This window comes from Nitrospina gracilis Nb-211 (genome assembly GCF_021845525.1).
GTDB lineage: Bacteria > Nitrospinota > Nitrospinia > Nitrospinales > Nitrospinaceae > Nitrospina > Nitrospina gracilis_A.
Window position 1 is genome coordinate 699,479 of the sequence record NZ_JAKJKD010000001.1, and the last position, 16,655, is coordinate 716,133.

Consider the following 16,655-nt stretch of genomic DNA (forward strand, 5'->3'; position numbering starts at 1 on the left):
AGGCCGGCGGTGAGGACGCATGCGGCGCCGGCAGGGAGGCGGTTGGGTTGACTTTGCCTCGTGACACGGACGGGCTTAATCTGGAGATGCCTTTTTACGGCAGCCCTTCATGACGACCAGCCTTGCGGAGGGGGCTGGCGCTGGACCTCGCCCTTTCCCCGGAGGGTCTTGAGTCCCAGCCTGCGCGGTTTGTCCGGGGGATCGGCGGTGGAGGGTTGGGAATCATTCCATTTGCCGTTTCGCAAACTGAATGTTCTTCCGGGCAATGCTCGCTTGCTCGTGCATTCCATTTTTATCAAAGATAACCAGGGCCTTCTCGAAGTATTTGATGGCGGGTCCGGAATGTCCTTTCTGGAGCCACGCATCCCCCAGGTTGTTGAAATTGATGGCGACTTCCGTGTGATTGGGCCCGAATTTCTTAATCAGGTTTTCAGAGGCATATTCATAATTCTGAATGGCCTGGTTGTAGTTTTTGTTTTTTAAATGCAGATCGGCGATTTCGCTCAGCGTCAAGGCGACGGAGGGATGTTCCATTCCCAAAGTCTTGATCTGGCTGGACAAGGCTTTTTCATAATAGGGCAAGGCCAGATCGTAGCCGCCTTTCCTCGTCCACGCGAGGGCCAGGTTCTTTTGAAAGATAATCGTATTGGGATGATCCTGTCCCAAAGTTTTTAGCTGGATTGTGAGAGCGTGTTCATAATTCTGGCTGGCCCTTCCATAGTCCTTGCGGTACAACCAGACGTTGCCAAGGTTGTTGTATACGGTTGCAACATCGGTGTGATCCGGGCCAAGTTGCCGGCTCATTACCCTGATGGCGCGGTTGTAAAAAATCTCGGCCTGATCGTAGTCTTTCAAGGCGGTGTATGCATCCCCGGCTTTTGCCAGATACTTTCCCTCGCTTGGAGAAAGCCCCAGGGCCTCCTGATAACTTGCAAGGGCGTCCTGGTATTGCAGTTTGATTTCATGAATCAAACCCTTCATATATGCCCGTTCAGCGAGGCCCCTGGGGTTGGAAGCATTCGGGTTCTTTTTCGTGTCTATGCTTGCCAGTGCGTCATCCAGGTCTCCCGAACTGACCAGGTCTATTAGTTCTTCCGGTGCGTTGCCCTCGAGAAGCTGGTCTTTAAGCTTCTGGGTACCTGCAATGATTATTTTCTCCTCATCGTCAGTATAGCGGGGGGTGGGGGACGATGTTTTCGCCAACAGCACTTGTTGCTTGGTCCATAAATAAATTTCGTCATCTTGATTGGTCGGCTTGGCGATATTCGAATGGTTTTTTATAAACGGCTTATAGTCATGACCGAAGTAAACGGCGGAGTCTTTATCGACGATGATTCCGAAAGGCGCCGTTGAAACCAATTCAAACGCCGCAACCATGTGAAAGGGTTCCTTATGGTGAAAGGTCGAACGCCAATGATCATTTAAGGAATCCAGAAAACCACCTCTCCCCGGTTTCAAGTCTTCCAACTGCTGGCTATCACAAAAATACCTGGCGATTCCAACCAGGCCACTCCCCAGGTTGGGGGTACTGAGGGTCACTACCGACCTGATGGGGACTTTTCTGGACATCCGGTGGTGCCTGTTCAGGATGAATTCGCGGGTTACCAGCCCTCCCATGCTGTGAGCAACAAAAGACATTGATTGGTATTCTTTCTTGCGCAAATGTTTGTTGAGCTGGGTTTCAAGGCTGATAGCGATCTCCCGGATATTGAAGGAAGGGCCGCACTCGCTCAAATATCCAAAAACCATCACGTCGTATTGACTGAAATCCTTGTCATTGAATAACTCCTGAGGCCAATAGAAGGTGTCATTCCGCCATGTGGTCTGCGGGTCTCCACCAATTCCGTGTATGAAGACTATTAACTGGCTGGACTTGGGGTGGTCGAAAAAAAGAGAGGTTCTGGTAGGACCATCGTGTTTGCCCGGCAATGCCTGACAGCCCACCAACAGAAAAAGGAGAACGGGGAAAAGAACAGGCAGACATTTTTTCGAATAATCTGAAATGGCAGGACGCATTGGGAAAGCCCTCTACTTCGACCTACCGATAAGTTAGTTCCTTTTTTGAGGCAGTCAATAGCACCGCCCTGGAATTTTTGTTAACTTGTTGATTCTTATCTGGTTGGTGACTCGCGTGCGGGCGCTCTTTTTTTATTCCGTTGCCCAACCGTGATAAGCTTTGGGGCATGAATGGTTGGACCCGCACATTGTTTCTTGCCACGCTGGGGCCCCGGACGGGGCGTTTCCTGTTTTTTTTCTCTCTGCTGTTTTCGCTCTTCCAACCCGCACCGGCTTTCGCCGCCGATGCCATCACCGCGCAGGAAATAGAGCAGGCCGTCGATGGCATGAAGCTCATTCCCGCCGGACCCTTCCCCGCTGGTCCTCCGGACGAACCACGCACGGTGGAACTCGACGCTTTCTACATCGACATTCACGAGGTGACGCAGAAGGAATACGAACGGGTGACGGGGCGCAATCCGTCTTTCTTCAAAGACCCCGACCGCCCGGTGGAAAAAGTGGACTGGTTTGAGGCGCGGGATTACTGCGAAAAAACCGGACGCCGCCTGCCGACGGAATGGGAATGGGAAAAAGCGGCGAAGGCAGGCACCGCCACTCTCTATTACTGGGGCGACAAGGGCGCCGCCGCCCACGCCTGGTACAAGGAAAACGCGGACAAGCAGACGCACCGCGTCGGACAGAAACCGCCGAATGGGTTCGGCCTGTACGACATGGCGGGCAACGTGTGGGAGTGGACGGCGAGCGATCACGAAAACGGCGGCAAGGTGCAACGTGGCGGCTCCTGGCGCAACGGCGAGGAATCGTTGCAGACCGCAAACCGCATCCTCAGCCTGCCGCATTACCAGTACCACTACGTCGGCTTCCGCTGTGCGCTCACTCCGTGAGCCCTGCATCTCACCGGTTGGCCGAAATCAGTAAAGTGTCTGGGCCGGGGAAAACGCGAATCCTGCAACGACCCTGCTTGCCGGTGCATTCCCGCGGTGGGGCGAACCTATTTGCTCAGGTAGGCGGGCAGTTTGGTCGTGGCCCTGTCCACGATGGCGGTGTTCAGTTGCGCCCGGGTCAGGTTGCGGACATGGCTCAGGTCGACATTCCGCAGGTGCGTGCCCGAGATGTCGGTTTTGGTGAAGTCGGCTCCCGTCAGGACGGCGCGCTCGAGTTTCGCGTTTTGCAGGTTGGTTCCGGTCAGGTTGGCCGCGGCCAGGTTGGCCTCGCTCAGGTTGGCGGCGGCCAGGTTGGCATGAGAGAGGTTGGCGCCGCGCAGGTTGCCGTGGGTCAGGTTGGCTCCGCCCAAACTTTGCCAGGAAAGGTCGGCGCGAATCAGGTTGCGCTTTCCTTTCTCAGCGCGTTGCCGGTCCGATAAGAATGGAGCCTTGGCCATGAAGGGGTTCCTCAAATACTGGGTCGTCGTCCAATAAAATCCCACGTCCTTATTTGGGATAGATTGACCGAGTCAGGTTTAGTTTTAAACGGCGAGGGGACTTTTGCAAGCCTTTTCGGGAAGCCAATATCGACCGCCTTGCCTTGATTTTGACCCGGTTGCATACGTGCCCGATTTTAAAGGTTTGACAACGGTTGGAAGTCCCCTTATTTTTTGTTTGTTTTATCGCCATGAGGACGCATGGCCGGGGCGGTCCGTTATTTCATTCCAAAAAATCCGTCGCATAAGGAGGGGAGCATGAAACAATCAGGGGGGAATTCGGTCTGGAGAAAATCGTGGATGGCGGTGTTGGCTATCGCCGCGTTTCTGGCGGTGGCGTCACCGGGGCATTCGGCGGTGCTGGGTGTCGGAATTACGGGTAAGGCGGGGACCACGGGCCTGGGTGCGGACCTAACGGTGCCGCTCATCACCAACTGGGTCAACCTGCGCCTCGGTTACAACAACCTCACCTACTTTTCCACGTCGATCGACGATCTGGGCGGCGTGGATTACGAGGCCGACCTGGAATTTCAGGACGTGCCGTTATTTATCGACCTCCATCCTTTTCATGGAAACTTTCGTATTACGGGCGGCGTGTTCTGGCTGGACCACGATGCCATCCTGACGGCCACCGCACAGAGCCTGACGGTGGGCAACACGACGTATAACAATGCGTCGGTGCGCGCGAACATTCAGCACGGACAGGATTTTGGCCCGTACCTCGGCATCGGCTGGGGCAACGCCGCCGACGACAATTTCATGGACCTGCCGGTGGCGGTCGGGCTGTCGATGGACTTGGGTGTGATTTATGTCGGCGATTCGGAGGTGAACCTCCGGCAACTCAGCGGCCCGGCCATTTCCCAGGCGGATCTCAACCGCGAGGCGCGTCAGTTGGAGGACGACCTCAACGACTTGCCGTTCTATCCCGTCTTCACCATCGGTCTCCACGTGCGCTTCTAACCGCGCCCGGCGCGGAGCGAATGGCTAATGCGTTGCGGGCGGACGATGGTCCATGGGCGCGCCTCTCTTATGGTTGACGTTTTCTCAGGCGTAGCCTTGCCAGGCACGGAGCGAATGGGCTGATGCTCTACGATCATTGCGATGGTCTGAGGGCGCGAAAGGCGTCCGGTGCAGATGTAAAAAAGCCCTCTTCTTAAAAAGAAGAGGGCTTTTGTCTTATACGGTTGTCCCCCGCTTTTGGGATGGGGACGGTTATTCCGGACAGGGCCCGGTCAATAAATCGCCAGGTAACGCAGGTTCGGCAGGGCGTGGGATTCCTTCAAGCTGTTGGACGTATCCACGTCGATGGCGTTTGCCGTCAATTCCAGGTGTTCCAGATTCTTGAGATACGGGGAATTGAGGAGCGCCTTGGCGCCTTCCGGACCGATCTGGTTGCGGTACAGGTCCAGCCGCTTCAGGTTCACCAGTTTCGGCGAGTTGGCGATGGCGATGGCGCCTTCATCGGTGATCTCGTTTTTGCTGAGGTCCAGCAGGGTCAACGAATCCACCACGGACGAGTTCACCAGTGTTTTCACGCCCGCATCGCTCAATTTGTTTTGCATCAGGTTGAGTTCCTTCAGACCTTTAAAATTGGCGGAGTCCACCAGCATTTGCGCCCCGGTGGGGGTGATCTTGTTGTCCCACAACGAAAGTTTTTCCAGGTTTTTGAAGGTCTGGGAATCGGCCAGGATTTTCACGCCCTCATCGCCCAGGTCGTTGGACTTGAGCGCCAGCGTACGCACGTTCTCGGCCTTGGGGGTTTCCGCCAGAATGCGTATGCCCTTCACGCCGATGTGTGAATTGTTGAGGTTGATGCCGCTCCCGTCGGCGTTGGTGTGTTCCAGGATGTGCTGGGGGATGTCTTCCGGCGGCCCGGTGCGCTTTCCGTAACCGTGGTAACTGCCTTTCGTCGCGCCTTTCTTGCCGTAACCGTAGGCACCGTAACCGTGCGGGGATTTGCCGGATGAGCACCCCGCAAGCACGAAGAGGGTGATCAATGCCATCAATGCCGGATAGGTATGGAATCGTTTCATTGTGGTCCTTCCTTGTTGTGAGTCCAGTTTGGGGTCCCTTCCTCTACGGATGCCTCACCGCGCACACCGAAACCCGATATAGTTCTGCCGCTGATCCGGGGTCAGTTTACCCCGAACCGTGGAGCGAGCCAAATCCATATTCGAAAACCAGGAACCGCCGCGCATGACACGGAACGTATTGCCGTAAAGGTCGTTTTTGACGAGATTTCCGGGGTAGGGCCGATACCAGTCGGCAGTCCATTCCCACACGTTGCCCGCCATGTCGAGCGCGCCGTAGGGACTGGCCCCCTTTGGGAACGTGCCGACGGGTGCGGGATAGCGGTGGCCGTCCTTCATGCCGCGGGCGTTGGCGCGGGTGGGGTCGGGGTCATTGCCCCAAGGATAAAACCGGCCGTCGACGCCGCGCGCCGCCTTTTCCCATTCCGCTTCCGTGGGCAACCTCTTGCCCGTCCATGCACAGTAGTCGTTCGCTTCCTGCCAGGTCACGCCGGCCACGGGCTGGTTGGGTGCGTTGAACTTTTCATTGTCCAGGTATTTGGGAGCGGGGCGGTTCGTGGCTTCCAGATACTTTCGGTACTCGGCGTTGGTGACCTCGTGCTGGTCGATCTCAAACGCGGCCATCTGCACCGTGTAGGCGGGGGTTTCGTCGCGGTAATACTCCAGCGACTCGGAGAAAAACGTTTTGGCGGCCCACTGGATGTCTTCCTCGGAACTGCCCATGGTGAAGGGACCGGCGGGAACGTGCACCATGCCGGGACTGGGATTGGGTGAACCTGAGGAGGCGCAGGCAAACAGCCCGCAGGCGAGCAGAAGCACAATGAGGATGCGGCCCCAGGCACGCGGCCCAAGCCCGGAACACCCTCCCATCGGGTGCGGTTCCTGCACCTCAGGATTCATGGGGCGGTTCCCGAATAAGGGGTTCGTAACCGGTCAGTTGCTCTGAATCAGCCCGGATTTGCGGGCGTATTCAAAAATGTTCCCCGCCTCGATGATGTCGATGACATCGCCCAGCGGTTGCAACGGGTACGTCGTGTTCTGCGTTTTGTTGGCCAGCGTGTTCGACTCCAGATCGATTTCCAACTCGTCGCCGGTCTGGATCTTGTCGGTCAGCGGGTCCTTCGTCTCCAGCGGAATGAAGAAGCCGCCGTCCACCGAATTGCGGTAGAAGATGCGGGCGTACGATTCCGCAATCACCGCCTGCACGCCGGCGATCTCCATGCACGCCGGGGCGTGTTCGCGTGACGAACCGCAACCGAAATTCTTGCCGCCGATGACGATGGTGTACGGCGACTCGAACCCCTCTTCGACGAACGGTTTGTTGCCCTGCGGCAGGCCCGCCGCCTCTGTGGGCACACCGGAGAGGGCGAACTTGCCGTAATTCTTGCGCTCCTCCGGATCGCTCAGGCTGTACACCAGGTGCTGAGCCGGGATGATCTGGTCTGTGTCGATGTTGTTGCCGAGGACGTAGGCACGCCCCGAAATTTTCTTTTTCATGCTTTAAGAAACTCCAAAGGCCGGACGGCGGGTTAAACCGCCGCGGCCATGAATTCACGAGGATCGGTCACCCGTCCGGTCAGCGCGGAAGCCGCCGCCGTGTACGGGGACGCCAGGAAAACCGAGGACTGCTTCGACCCCATGCGTCCGGGGAAGTTGCGGTTGGTGGTGGAGATCACCACTTCCGTGCCCTGCGTCCGGCCGAAGGTGTCCGCCGGACCGCCCAGGCACGCGGCGCACGAGGGCTCGCCGATGTGGCATCCCGCTTCCCTGAAAATTTCCATGACCGTCTTGCCGTCGATCCGGTGGGTGTTCAGCTCGCGCTCGACCTCGGTCGTCGCGGGCACGATGTAGGTGCCGATCTTGACCTTCTCGCCTTTCAGGATTTCCGCCGCGGCGATGAAGTCGGTCAGCTTGCCGCCGGTGCAGGAGCCGATGTAGGCGCGGTCGAGTTTGACGTCACTGCACTCGCGCGCCAGCGCCCGGTTGTCCGGTGAATGCGGCTTGGCCACCACCGGTTCCATTTTGTCGGCGTCGTATACCTTGTGGAAGAAGGTGTTCGCGTCCTTGTCACCGTGGACCACGTTGTACGGCTTCTTGTTGCGCGTCTCCAGGTAGTCGAAGGTGGTCTGGTCGGCCTCGATGACGGCATTTTTGCCGCCTGCCTCGATGGCCATGTTGCACAGCGTCATGCGCTCTTCCATGGACAGGCTCATCACCGCGTCGCCCGCCCATTCCATGGTGCGGTAGGTGGCGCCGTCGCAACCGATGTCGCCGATCACCTGGAGCAAAATGTCCTTCGCCATGATGTAGGGCGGGAACTGGCCGCGGAACTCGAAGCGCATGGTCTCCGGCACCTTGACCCACAGCTTGCCGGTGCCCAGGATGAACGCGGCGTCGGTGTTGCCGATGCCGGTCGAGAACATGCCGAACGCGCCGGAGGTGCAGGTGTGCGAATCGGTGCCGAACAGCACCTCGCCCGGCCGGTTGTGGCCTTCCTGCGCCAGTGCCACGTGGCAGACGCCCTTGTAGTTGTCGGTGCCGACGTCATAGTAATAAGGAAGGTCCTGCTCCTTCGCGAACGCGCGGATGATGTCGATGTTGCGGTTGGCGTGCGGATCGGACGTGAATATATAGTGGTCCGGAATGATGACCACTTTCTCGCGGTCCCAGACCTTGGCGTTTTCGCCGAATTGTTTTTTGAAGATGCCGATGGTGCCCGGACCGCACACATCGTGCGTCATCAGGACATCCACATCCACCCAAACGTTGTCGCCCGGCTTTACCGAGGTTTTGCCCGAATGAGCGGCGATGATTTTTTCAGTGATGGTCATTCCCATTATTGCGTTCTCCGACGGGAGCGTTTGATGCGTTCAATTGTATGGATTTGTTACCTGAACAGGTGTTCTACCTTACCATTTATACCTGCATTTCAAGAATAAAAAAAGTCCCGCGGAACCAACTTGAATGAATTGTTGTTTGAATGAAAACCTCTGAGCCTATTTCAGAAACCCGCACCCGCCGGGCATCCGCCTCCGGCCGTCAGCCGGTTCTCCGGTGGCCTTTGGCGGCCCCACGGGCCGTTATAGTTATTGAATCGCCCCCGTATTTCTTGTAGTTTAGATCAATTGGCCTTTTATCGTTGAATTTCAAAACCTTATCCGCTTCGTGAACCAATCGCCCAAAATCATAATCGACCGCCGCCCGCTGTGGATCGTGGCCTTCGACCGCCTGCGCCGCGGCATTGTGGTGGCGATCCTGTTCGCGCTGTTCGTGGTGTTTCTCAACCAGGACGCTCCCGCCGGTCTCACACCGCAGGCATACAAGGTATTGTGCCTGTTCGGGCTCTCCGTTGCGCTGTGGTCCACCAACGTCATCCCGCTTTCGGCGACCAGCCTGTTCGTCATCGGCGCGGTGCCCCTGCTGGGCATCATGGAAGACTCGCGGGTGTACGAGTTTTTCGGCAACAAGGCGGTGTTTTTCATCCTCGGCGCGTTCATTCTGTCGGGCGCGATGATCTCCTGCGGGCTCAGCGTGCGGCTGTCTTTGTGGGCGATTGAAAACTGGGGTCACAACCCGCGCAAGCTGATGGCCTCGATTTACCTGTTCGGCACCGCGGGCTCCACCATCATGTCCGAGCACGCCGTGGCGGCGATGTTGTTCCCCATCGTGGCGGAAATCGTCTCCGCCCTGCAACTCGCGCCGGGGCGGTCGCAGTACGGCAAGCAGTTGTATTTCGCGCTGGGGTGGGGGTGCATCATCGGCGGCGCCACCACCGTGCTGGGTGGCGGGCGCGTGCCCCTGGCGGTCGAGATGCTGGAAAAGGGCACCGAAAACGAACACACGCTGGGCATCCTGCAGTATTCGGTGCTGACTTTCCCGATGATCCCCATCCTGCTGGTCTGCGGCTGGGTGCTTTTAACCACCCTGTTCAAGCCGGAGGCGGTGGACGTGTCGCCGGCTTTGGAGACGCTGGAACGCAAATCCCTGAGCCTCGGCAAAATCTCGTACCAGGAGATGGGCGTCGGTGCGGTGATGGCCGTCACCCTGGTGCTGTGGTTCGGCTTCGGCGACACCCTGGGCATCGCCAACATCGCCCTGATGGCGGTGTTCGCGCTGTTCGTGCTGAACCTCATCACCTGGCGCGCGGTGGAGCCGCACGTCAACTGGGCGATCATTCTGATGTACGGAGGCGCCATCTGCCTGGGTGAGGTGATGGCGGAGTCGGGGGCCGCCCTGTGGCTGGCGGAGAAGGTGTTTCAGGGCTGGATCGCCTCGCCGACGGCGTTTTTGCTGGCGCTGGCGGTGCTCTCCGTCCTGTTCACCACGTTCATGAGCAACAGCGCCGTCATCGCCATCCTCCTGCCGCCCGCGCTCACCCTGTGCCCGGCGTACGGCGTCAGCCCGGTGGTGGCGACGATGACCGTCATCCTGCCCAGCAACTTCGCCTTCATTCTGCCCATCGCCACCCCGGCATCGGCCTTGGCGTACTCCTCCCGCTACATCCCGCTGGCCGACATGATGAAGGCGGGGCTCCTGCTCAGCGTGCTGGGCATGCTCTCCTACATGGTCCTGCTCTGGGGATATTGGCCCCTCATCGGGTTTGCGTGAGGAAAATAGAAAGAAGGCAGGCCAAGGAGACCGGGAGGGGTGGCCAACCTTGGAAGACACAGAGTGCCTCACTTCCTGCCTTCAACTTCAATTTCTATTTAACTGGACAAGAAAAGACCGTTTCGGCACACTACAAAAAGAGGGTGCCCACCCGCTAGTTTGGATGCGCAGTATATTCAAAATGTGAATAGTTGTCATTAAAATTAGCGAATGAACGTGACCTACCCTTTTTGGTAATGCTACATTATCAAGGAGATGGAGCAACCGCCACCGGTGTGGGTGCAAAAAGGTGGATTCTTTTTCAGGGAGTCGCATTATTTTATGGATGCCGAGCCGCGGGAGATCCTGCCCATGTCGCCGTCGGAGTTGAAAAAGCGGCTGGACAAGGGAGAAATTGAGTGCCTGCTGGACGTGCGCGAGGACTGGGAGCATTCGTTGTCCGCGCTTCCGGATTCCGTACACATTCCGCTGGATCAACTGATAGACCGATTTCAGGAACTGGCGTTCGAGGACGAGATCGTGGTCTATTGCCATTTCGGCGAGCGGTCGCTCCGCGCCGGGAAGATCCTGAAAGAATCCGGGGTTGAGACCGTGTACAACCTCATCGGCGGCATCGACGCCTATTCGCAGATCGCCGATCCCTCCATCCCCCGCTACCGCTCGCAGATGTAGGGGCGGCGCCCCTGCCGGCACCCCACGCCCACTCGGAACAGGGTAACTCTCTCCTTCCAGGCGATGGTCTGCGGGCCCAATTCCACATCTTCCCCCATTTCGATTTCATCCCATTGCTTCAAGACGTTATTATGTATTCTCTCCCCTCGACGGGAGCACTCACGGAGTGACGAGCTGGGGTGAGGAGAGGCTTTTCCCTCCAGTGGTTCATGCGGAGCGACCACGAAGCATCTCTGTGTGAACTTTCAAAGATGCCTTCCCTTACCAAGGGGAGGATTGAGGTGGGGTTGCCTTTATGTTTTGCTGTTCTCGAGGAAGGAGGCTTCAATACCTCCCCTAGAATCCCCCTCCTTGGTAAGGAGGGGAGAAGAGCAGGAAGCAAGGGGACCGGCTCCCCCTTCTCCGAAGGGGGCTGGGGGGCTTTTTCCTCCAGTGGGTTCACGCGGAGCCGCAGGCGACGAACTTGAAATGGGTATGAGGGTCGCTTCCCGGCTCAGCCGGATCGGTGTTTATCTGTGTTCATCTGTGGTTTAAATATTCAGGCAGGAGACGATGATCAACAAAGACGGAATGAAAGTGACCGACAACCCAAAGGAAGTGCGCGAGGAATTGTTGCGCGGCACCGGTGCGGTGATGGCCGACGGCGTCGCCATGTACATGGAGAACAGCAACGTGCGCGACAAGCAGATCGTCGTCGCCCGCTCGCCGGAAGGCGACACCCCCCTCACCAAAAAACACTACGACCCCGCCGTCTTCGACCAGGCCTGGCTCCAGTTCAAGGAGTGGAAGCGGGGGTAGCGCCTGCAAAGTAAAACTGAGATCAACGCAACTGTTTGAATCCCACCCACCGGATGGTTCCCGGTGAGTGCCCTCAATGTAATCGCCAATAAGGCCCCCGCCCCCTTGACGGGAGCACTCACGGAGTGGCGGGCTGGGGTGAGGGGGCGTCCTCTGCTTTTAATGATTTTTATTACTTAAGCAGTTTTTTAAGGTCTTCGCGGGTGAGTTCGCAGTCTTGCAGGATTTTGCTCAACAGACCCGGGCCGATGGTTTCTCCCGAATGCACCGGAACCACGGTCATGCGGCCGTCTTCTGATTTCAGGACAAAGTGACTGCCTTTACTGCGGACGACTGCGAAACCGGATTTTTTAAGAAGGTTGACGAGTTTTTTGCCGGTGAGCTGGGGGAGGTCGGTCACGGCTCAGAGGTTGATGCGGTAAACCCCGACGAACCGGGACGGTTCCGGCGGTTCTTCCTGCGCTTCCAGGTACACCTCGATCGCTTCGCGCAAGCGCTTTTCCAGAGCGTCCATGGACTTGGCCTGGGTGTGACAGCCGGGGAGTTCCAGAACGGACGCGACGAAGTACCCCTCCGCGTCACGCTCCACGATGGCGTTGTATTCCCGCGCTTGCCTGGAGCTTTTATGTTGGATGGTCTTTTTCATACGCAGGCAGGATAGCACAAAGCGGTGTCTCTCAATAGACCGCTTTCAGGCGAATACCATTACTTCACTAATTTTATTTCGAGCTATTATCAAGCGTCGTGATTATTTCTTGAATTAGAATTTCTAAGCTTGCTTTGTATGGCTCTATTTGGTTTTTGGTTGGCAGTTGTTCTTTGGGACGCATAAGAATATGATTGTGAAAATCACTTATGGGCCGAGAATTTGCATTTAAGTTGCTTAAAATTCCCTTCACACTTCGTCCAGAATTGGCCACGACCTCCAAAAAAGTTTTTGCATTAAAAACAGAAGGTATGTGGTTCATGATTGCACGTAATAATAAAATAGCAGATATATAATTGCCCCTACCGTAAGCATCGTTCAATTCTTCACACATTTTGAGCAATTTCTTAATGTCAAGGCGGGGATTATTGATTGCTTTTAACTGTGTAAGGACATCAACGTTTATAAAAGGTTCATGGTTTCCTGTTTCGTTTTCAAATTCGGGGTTTTGGTGGGCGTCATTAATGTAGTCAATTATAGCCAGCAGATCAGACCGCAGATCATAAGCCTCGGTTATAAGCTCCGGGGACTCATTGATTTCTGAAATCATCTTCGTAAGATTTGTGTCATTGATTCTTTTGACAATTGAAATAAATCTTTTTGCAATTTCGCGAAATGCATAAAGGTAGGCAGTCTGCTTGTCTGGGTCGTCACTCGGACCACAGTTTCCGAGAGGAAACTGCTCAATTTCACTAGCTAAATCCAAAGCACGTTTTAAATTTGTTTTCATGGTCAGCAGGAAAAACTAAAGCTATGAAATATAATGTTGATCCCTCACCCCAACGCATACCTTTGCACCAAGTGCCCTAGGTAGCTGTGCCCGCAAGGTCAGCCTCCGCTAAGAAACCCCGCGAAGTCGCCGTCTTCGATCAAGCTTGGCTCCAGGTCCAAGAGTGGAAAAAAGGTTAGCCCTCATAACTTATTTTTTGATTCTCTTATTGCCCACTCAGTTAAGTTGTAAGCATTGAGCAATCTCAATGATTCCCTTCCGTCGATAAGGCAGTACCGACGAGGATTATAAGGTTGAGTTGCATAGACCTTCAATTGTTCCTCTACAGACTGGTCTATATCATGGCAATGTTGGATGATAAGAACTTGAGCGGGCTCTTTAGAAAGACGAGCAATTTGATCCCCATTTTGACCTAAGTCCCTTGGTCTCATTCTCCGGAATTTGGAACGGCCTTTTAACGCAAATGCCGCGGTCACTCTGGTTCCATTTATATGTAAATGAGAGGTATAGAGATCAGAGGTTTCCCCACCCCAATCACTTTGAATTGTTTCCGATAAAATCTTACCAAGGCATTGCTTAAATACTTTTTCTCTGATTTTTTTCATTTCATCGAAAGATTTGGGTAGATCGATTTCTTTTACTTTTGAAAACTCATCAAAGTCTTCTAAGTGAATTCGGTAATAATCCGTGTACAATTCCCAAAGGACTTCCCTTGTTTCAGAATTGACCATCATTGGAAGGCCAATTATTAATGGTTCAAAAATTAGGGTATTTCCTTCCCTTTGAAAAAATTGGGCAATAACCCCAACTTCTGTGCCTTCGTACAATCTTGATTTAAGAGTATCACCTCGTATACGGCTTGTTGTGATGTGTAATTCTACATTTAAATCGGATGGTGTGGGGGAGAGACATTTGACTTTAACTCGTTTTGATTCGTAAATATCTGAGCAGTTTTCGGTTTTGACAATTGAACAAAACATATGTCCGTTTTGGTCTAATAACACTTCTTCAAGAGTTTTAAATTCGTTTGTTTGGCAAAAGGCGATCATTATCTTTGTGTAAATATGATCAATTTGAACCTCCTTTTGCCAGTCGGGTGTATTGGAAGGAATTTGAGCAATATTGCTATTTATTAACTGCATTCCTGGATCACCAAGGAGGCTTTGAATTTTTCTATGGTGAACAAATCCGGGATCCATCCATAATTCACTTGCCATATCCTCACTCCAGCACATACCGTTGCATTAAATAGCCCAGGCAGTCGTCGAGGGCGGCGTAGGGGCTGGTGGTCAGCATGGAGGGCACCACCGCCCGCTTCAGGCGTATCTCGTTCCCCTTGTACACGAAAAATTCGTCGCCCACTTCCTTCCCCGTCTCGTCGATCACCTGCAACCGCTTACTCGCGTCATGACGCCAGCCGATGCGCGTGTTCTCCGGCAGTTCCTGGAAGTTCAAACTGTCGAGGTCTTCCACGAAGACGAAGTCCTCGTTGCCTCTCGCATGATCGAACCCGACCGTGCACCCGTCCGGAAACTCGATGCGCCCGATGCTGTGATACACGGACTCATCCGCGGTGCGGTATCCCGTCGGCACGATCGCCGTCAGGTTCAGGCACTGATCGACGAACCCGTGCACGCGCTCGAGGCCCTTGGGATCGCCCGCCTGTCCGCACTCCACCGTCACCGCCGGACAGATCCCGGCGAACGCCTTGCTCAGCACGGTGTCGGGCCGGGTGAAGTACACCAGCTTGTCGCTGAACAGTTTGCCTAAAAACACGCACGCGGGATCGAGCTTGTTGATGGCGGAGTAGGGCGGATTTTTCCCCGACGTGTTGTGGATGTCGATGCAGGCGAACAGGCCGTTCTCCCGTGCCATCTCCACCACGCGGTCTGCGAGGCGATGCTCCGGCTGGTCGCCGCCGTTCCAGATGCGGTTGAAGTCGGGTTGCTGGTCGAGATGACGCAGGTTGCCCTTCGCCGCGTGCACGTTGCCGAGAAACAGCCACACACTGCGCGGCAGTCCTTCATCCGTGCTCAGGTAATGCGCCAGCAGTTTCTGCATGGCCTGAAATCCCGTCGGCTCGTCGCCGTGCAGGAGTGTCGAGATGAACAACGGCGGATCGGTCCGGCCGGGGAGACGCAACAGCGTCGGGCCGGGCAGGACATCGCCCAGGTTTTCGACGGAGGTGGTGAACAACTCCGGCGGCACGGCGTCGAGCAGGTGCAGGTCCATCGTCACACGCTCCACGTGTGCACCGGCTGGTGCGAATGTTGTTTGTGGTAGTAGGCGGCGGTCAGCGCCGCCATGTCGCGTCCGTGTTTGGCGACGAACTCCCTCTGCCAGCGCGCGCCGTTCTGCCCCGACCGCACCCGCTCGCCGATGATGCCGTGGATGTAATGGTCGATGTCTGCCTTATCGACCCCCGCGCGTTCGAGTCCTTTCCGTGCCGCGGGCACGAGGTGTTCCAGAATCAATTCCTGCACGCGCACACTGCGGTTGCCCGTCCACTTGATCTCCGCGCAGAGACCGTTCCGCGCCGCGCGGTAAAAATTGTCGCGTGCCTGCATGAAGGGAATCTCGTCTTCCAGCTTGGTGTCCTCGTGAACGAAGTGGATCATGAGGCCGAGCAGGAAGGCGACGTGGGCGATGGTGTCCGGCCGGCTGGGTCCGGCGGCGGGCACGCGGTGTTCGATGCGCAGGTGCGGCACGCCGTGTTCGTTCACCCCGACGAGCGGGCGCGACCAGCGCCAGATGGTGCCGTTGTGCAGGCGCAGGTGGCTCATGTCTTCCACGCGGTCGTCGAAGTGGATGGGGAGCAGGATGGGGTACGCGTACAGGTTTTCGAGAAACGGTTCGAGGATCGAGCTTTGCGCGTAGCCGGTGCCGAAGGTGGCGCGGCCGATGGTGCGTCCGTCCGCCGCGCGGAAACTGGCGACGGCGATCGACTGCTCGAACGCCGGGATGCGCGTCTCGTCCCACAAATCCTTGCCGAACAGGAACGGCGAGTTGGCCGTCACCGCCGCCATCGGCGCCGCCAGCACCTGCGACAGGTTGTAATACCGCGCCGCGTTTTGCGGCGGGGACTGGATGTGGATCTGCAGTGACGTCGTCACCGACTCCAGCATCACGTCGTCATGTTCCACGTGCAGGCGGTCGTTGCCGTCGATTTCGAGGATCAGGTTGCGGCCGTTGCGCAGGCGGAGCACCTGCTCGTTGAGCGCCTGGTAGCGGCAGTTGGAGGACATGTTGGCGACGGTCAGCGCGTCGTCGGTGATGGTGGGCAGGATGCCGATGGTCATCACGCCGCAATCGTGATCCTGCGCGCGGTTCTCGCACAATTCCCAGATGCCGGCCAGTTCTTCGTCCATGTCGCGGAACATGGTGGGCGAGAGCGTCTGCGGCGTGCTGTTGATTTCGAAATTGAAGCGGGCCAGCTCCGGCACCACGAGGCCGTGGTCGATGGTAGGCAGGATGATGTCGTTCATCGGCGCGGGCTGGTATTGCGAATCCACCAGCCACGCTTCCAGCTCGAACCCGCAGGCGCCGGGCTGGTCGTCGAACGCGCCTTCCCGAAACCAGGCGGAGAGGTGGTCCGTCTCCCGGTGGAGGCGGCGCTTGAACTCTTCAAAGTCCGCGTCGCAAAACTGGGAATGCGGGATGTCCAGGCCCATGGGC

The 16,655-nt window shown here is 56.4% G+C and carries 17 protein-coding genes; 5 read left to right on the forward strand and 12 right to left on the reverse strand.

What is annotated here, in order from left to right:
• Positions 1-222: 222 nt before the first annotated feature.
• Positions 223-2,016, reverse strand: coding sequence for a tetratricopeptide repeat protein (locus tag J2S31_RS03270; RefSeq protein WP_237097631.1), 1,794 nt, complete (start codon positions 2,014-2,016; stop codon positions 223-225).
• A gap of 167 nt (positions 2,017-2,183) precedes the next feature.
• Between J2S31_RS03270 and J2S31_RS03275 the strand changes: the two genes are divergently transcribed.
• Positions 2,184-2,900 carry a formylglycine-generating enzyme family protein gene (locus J2S31_RS03275; RefSeq protein WP_237097632.1) on the forward strand — a complete coding sequence of 239 codons (717 nt, stop codon included), beginning with the start codon at positions 2,184-2,186 and terminating at the stop codon, positions 2,898-2,900.
• Between the two features lie 107 nt (positions 2,901-3,007).
• Here the strand turns inward: J2S31_RS03275 and J2S31_RS03280 are convergent, their stop codons facing one another.
• On the reverse strand, positions 3,008-3,397 hold the full coding sequence (locus J2S31_RS03280) for a pentapeptide repeat-containing protein (protein WP_237097633.1): 390 nt from the start codon (positions 3,395-3,397) through the stop codon (positions 3,008-3,010).
• Between the two features lie 339 nt (positions 3,398-3,736).
• On the opposite strand from J2S31_RS03280, the gene J2S31_RS03285 reads away from it, so the two are divergent.
• The gene (locus tag J2S31_RS03285) at positions 3,737-4,396 is read left to right on the forward strand and encodes a hypothetical protein (protein ID WP_237097634.1); all 660 of its coding nucleotides are present in this window, start codon (positions 3,737-3,739) and stop codon (positions 4,394-4,396) included.
• 272 nt (positions 4,397-4,668) lie between these two features.
• Here the strand turns inward: J2S31_RS03285 and J2S31_RS03290 are convergent, their stop codons facing one another.
• Genes J2S31_RS03290 through J2S31_RS03305 form a run of 4 tightly spaced genes read right to left on the reverse strand, consistent with a single transcriptional unit; the run spans position 4,669 to position 8,303 of the window.
• Positions 4,669-5,469: a hypothetical protein gene (locus tag J2S31_RS03290; protein ID WP_237097635.1), complete on the reverse strand. Its 801-nt coding sequence runs from the start codon at positions 5,467-5,469 to the stop codon at positions 4,669-4,671.
• Between the two features lie 54 nt (positions 5,470-5,523).
• Complete coding sequence (locus tag J2S31_RS03295; RefSeq protein WP_237097636.1) at positions 5,524-6,366, reverse strand: formylglycine-generating enzyme family protein; 843 nt, start codon at positions 6,364-6,366, stop codon at positions 5,524-5,526.
• Between the two features lie 33 nt (positions 6,367-6,399).
• A complete protein-coding gene (locus J2S31_RS03300; RefSeq protein WP_237097637.1) occupies positions 6,400-6,963 on the reverse strand; it encodes a LeuD/DmdB family oxidoreductase small subunit in 564 nt (187 codons plus the stop codon).
• A gap of 32 nt (positions 6,964-6,995) precedes the next feature.
• On the reverse strand, positions 6,996-8,303 hold the full coding sequence (locus tag J2S31_RS03305; protein ID WP_371831626.1) for a 3-isopropylmalate dehydratase large subunit: 1,308 nt from the start codon (positions 8,301-8,303) through the stop codon (positions 6,996-6,998).
• A 328-nt stretch (positions 8,304-8,631) separates the two neighbouring features.
• On the opposite strand from J2S31_RS03305, the gene J2S31_RS03310 reads away from it, so the two are divergent.
• From J2S31_RS03310 to J2S31_RS03320, 3 genes are all read left to right on the forward strand, one after another.
• A complete protein-coding gene (locus tag J2S31_RS03310; RefSeq protein WP_237097639.1) occupies positions 8,632-10,074 on the forward strand; it encodes an SLC13 family permease in 1,443 nt (480 codons plus the stop codon).
• A gap of 321 nt (positions 10,075-10,395) precedes the next feature.
• Positions 10,396-10,746: a rhodanese-like domain-containing protein gene (locus tag J2S31_RS03315; RefSeq protein ID WP_237097640.1), complete on the forward strand. Its 351-nt coding sequence runs from the start codon at positions 10,396-10,398 to the stop codon at positions 10,744-10,746.
• Positions 10,747-11,298: 552 nt separating this feature from the next.
• Positions 11,299-11,544 carry a hypothetical protein gene (locus tag J2S31_RS03320; protein WP_237097641.1) on the forward strand — a complete coding sequence of 82 codons (246 nt, stop codon included), beginning with the start codon at positions 11,299-11,301 and terminating at the stop codon, positions 11,542-11,544.
• Between the two features lie 172 nt (positions 11,545-11,716).
• Here the strand turns inward: J2S31_RS03320 and J2S31_RS03325 are convergent, their stop codons facing one another.
• The 6 genes from J2S31_RS03325 to J2S31_RS03350 form a co-directional block, all read right to left on the reverse strand.
• A complete protein-coding gene (locus J2S31_RS03325) occupies positions 11,717-11,944 on the reverse strand; it encodes a type II toxin-antitoxin system HicA family toxin (RefSeq protein WP_237097642.1) in 228 nt (75 codons plus the stop codon).
• 3 nt (positions 11,945-11,947) lie between these two features.
• The gene (locus J2S31_RS03330; RefSeq protein ID WP_237097643.1) at positions 11,948-12,190 is read right to left on the reverse strand and encodes a type II toxin-antitoxin system HicB family antitoxin; all 243 of its coding nucleotides are present in this window, start codon (positions 12,188-12,190) and stop codon (positions 11,948-11,950) included.
• 73 nt (positions 12,191-12,263) lie between these two features.
• Complete coding sequence (locus J2S31_RS03335) at positions 12,264-12,980, reverse strand: hypothetical protein (RefSeq protein WP_237097644.1); 717 nt, start codon at positions 12,978-12,980, stop codon at positions 12,264-12,266.
• A gap of 182 nt (positions 12,981-13,162) precedes the next feature.
• Positions 13,163-14,197 carry a hypothetical protein gene (locus J2S31_RS03340; RefSeq protein WP_237097645.1) on the reverse strand — a complete coding sequence of 345 codons (1,035 nt, stop codon included), beginning with the start codon at positions 14,195-14,197 and terminating at the stop codon, positions 13,163-13,165.
• A 4-nt stretch (positions 14,198-14,201) separates the two neighbouring features.
• A complete protein-coding gene (locus J2S31_RS03345; RefSeq protein WP_237097646.1) occupies positions 14,202-15,227 on the reverse strand; it encodes a M14 family metallopeptidase in 1,026 nt (341 codons plus the stop codon).
• Positions 15,215-16,651: a glutamate-cysteine ligase family protein gene (locus tag J2S31_RS03350; protein ID WP_237097647.1), complete on the reverse strand. Its 1,437-nt coding sequence runs from the start codon at positions 16,649-16,651 to the stop codon at positions 15,215-15,217. Before J2S31_RS03350 ends, J2S31_RS03345 begins: the two co-directional genes overlap by 13 nt.
• Between the last annotated feature and the right edge of the window lie 4 nt (positions 16,652-16,655).

Coding starts and splice junctions, on each gene's coding strand:
- J2S31_RS03335 (WP_237097644.1), bottom strand. CDS start 12,980: ATGAAAACAAATTTAAAACGTGCTTTGGATTTAGCTAGTGAAATTGAG.
- J2S31_RS03290 (WP_237097635.1), bottom strand. CDS start 5,469: ATGAAACGATTCCATACCTATCCGGCATTGATGGCATTGATCACCCTC.
- J2S31_RS03320 (WP_237097641.1), top strand. CDS start 11,299: ATGATCAACAAAGACGGAATGAAAGTGACCGACAACCCAAAGGAAGTG.
- J2S31_RS03315 (WP_237097640.1), top strand. CDS start 10,396: ATGGATGCCGAGCCGCGGGAGATCCTGCCCATGTCGCCGTCGGAGTTG.
- J2S31_RS03340 (WP_237097645.1), bottom strand. CDS start 14,197: ATGGCAAGTGAATTATGGATGGATCCCGGATTTGTTCACCATAGAAAA.
- J2S31_RS03275 (WP_237097632.1), top strand. CDS start 2,184: ATGAATGGTTGGACCCGCACATTGTTTCTTGCCACGCTGGGGCCCCGG.
- J2S31_RS03330 (WP_237097643.1), bottom strand. CDS start 12,190: ATGAAAAAGACCATCCAACATAAAAGCTCCAGGCAAGCGCGGGAATAC.
- J2S31_RS03295 (WP_237097636.1), bottom strand. CDS start 6,366: ATGAATCCTGAGGTGCAGGAACCGCACCCGATGGGAGGGTGTTCCGGG.
- J2S31_RS03280 (WP_237097633.1), bottom strand. CDS start 3,397: ATGGCCAAGGCTCCATTCTTATCGGACCGGCAACGCGCTGAGAAAGGA.
- J2S31_RS03300 (WP_237097637.1), bottom strand. CDS start 6,963: ATGAAAAAGAAAATTTCGGGGCGTGCCTACGTCCTCGGCAACAACATC.
- J2S31_RS03350 (WP_237097647.1), bottom strand. CDS start 16,651: ATGGGCCTGGACATCCCGCATTCCCAGTTTTGCGACGCGGACTTTGAA.
- J2S31_RS03305 (WP_371831626.1), bottom strand. CDS start 8,303: ATGGGAATGACCATCACTGAAAAAATCATCGCCGCTCATTCGGGCAAA.
- J2S31_RS03270 (WP_237097631.1), bottom strand. CDS start 2,016: ATGCGTCCTGCCATTTCAGATTATTCGAAAAAATGTCTGCCTGTTCTT.
- J2S31_RS03285 (WP_237097634.1), top strand. CDS start 3,737: ATGGCGGTGTTGGCTATCGCCGCGTTTCTGGCGGTGGCGTCACCGGGG.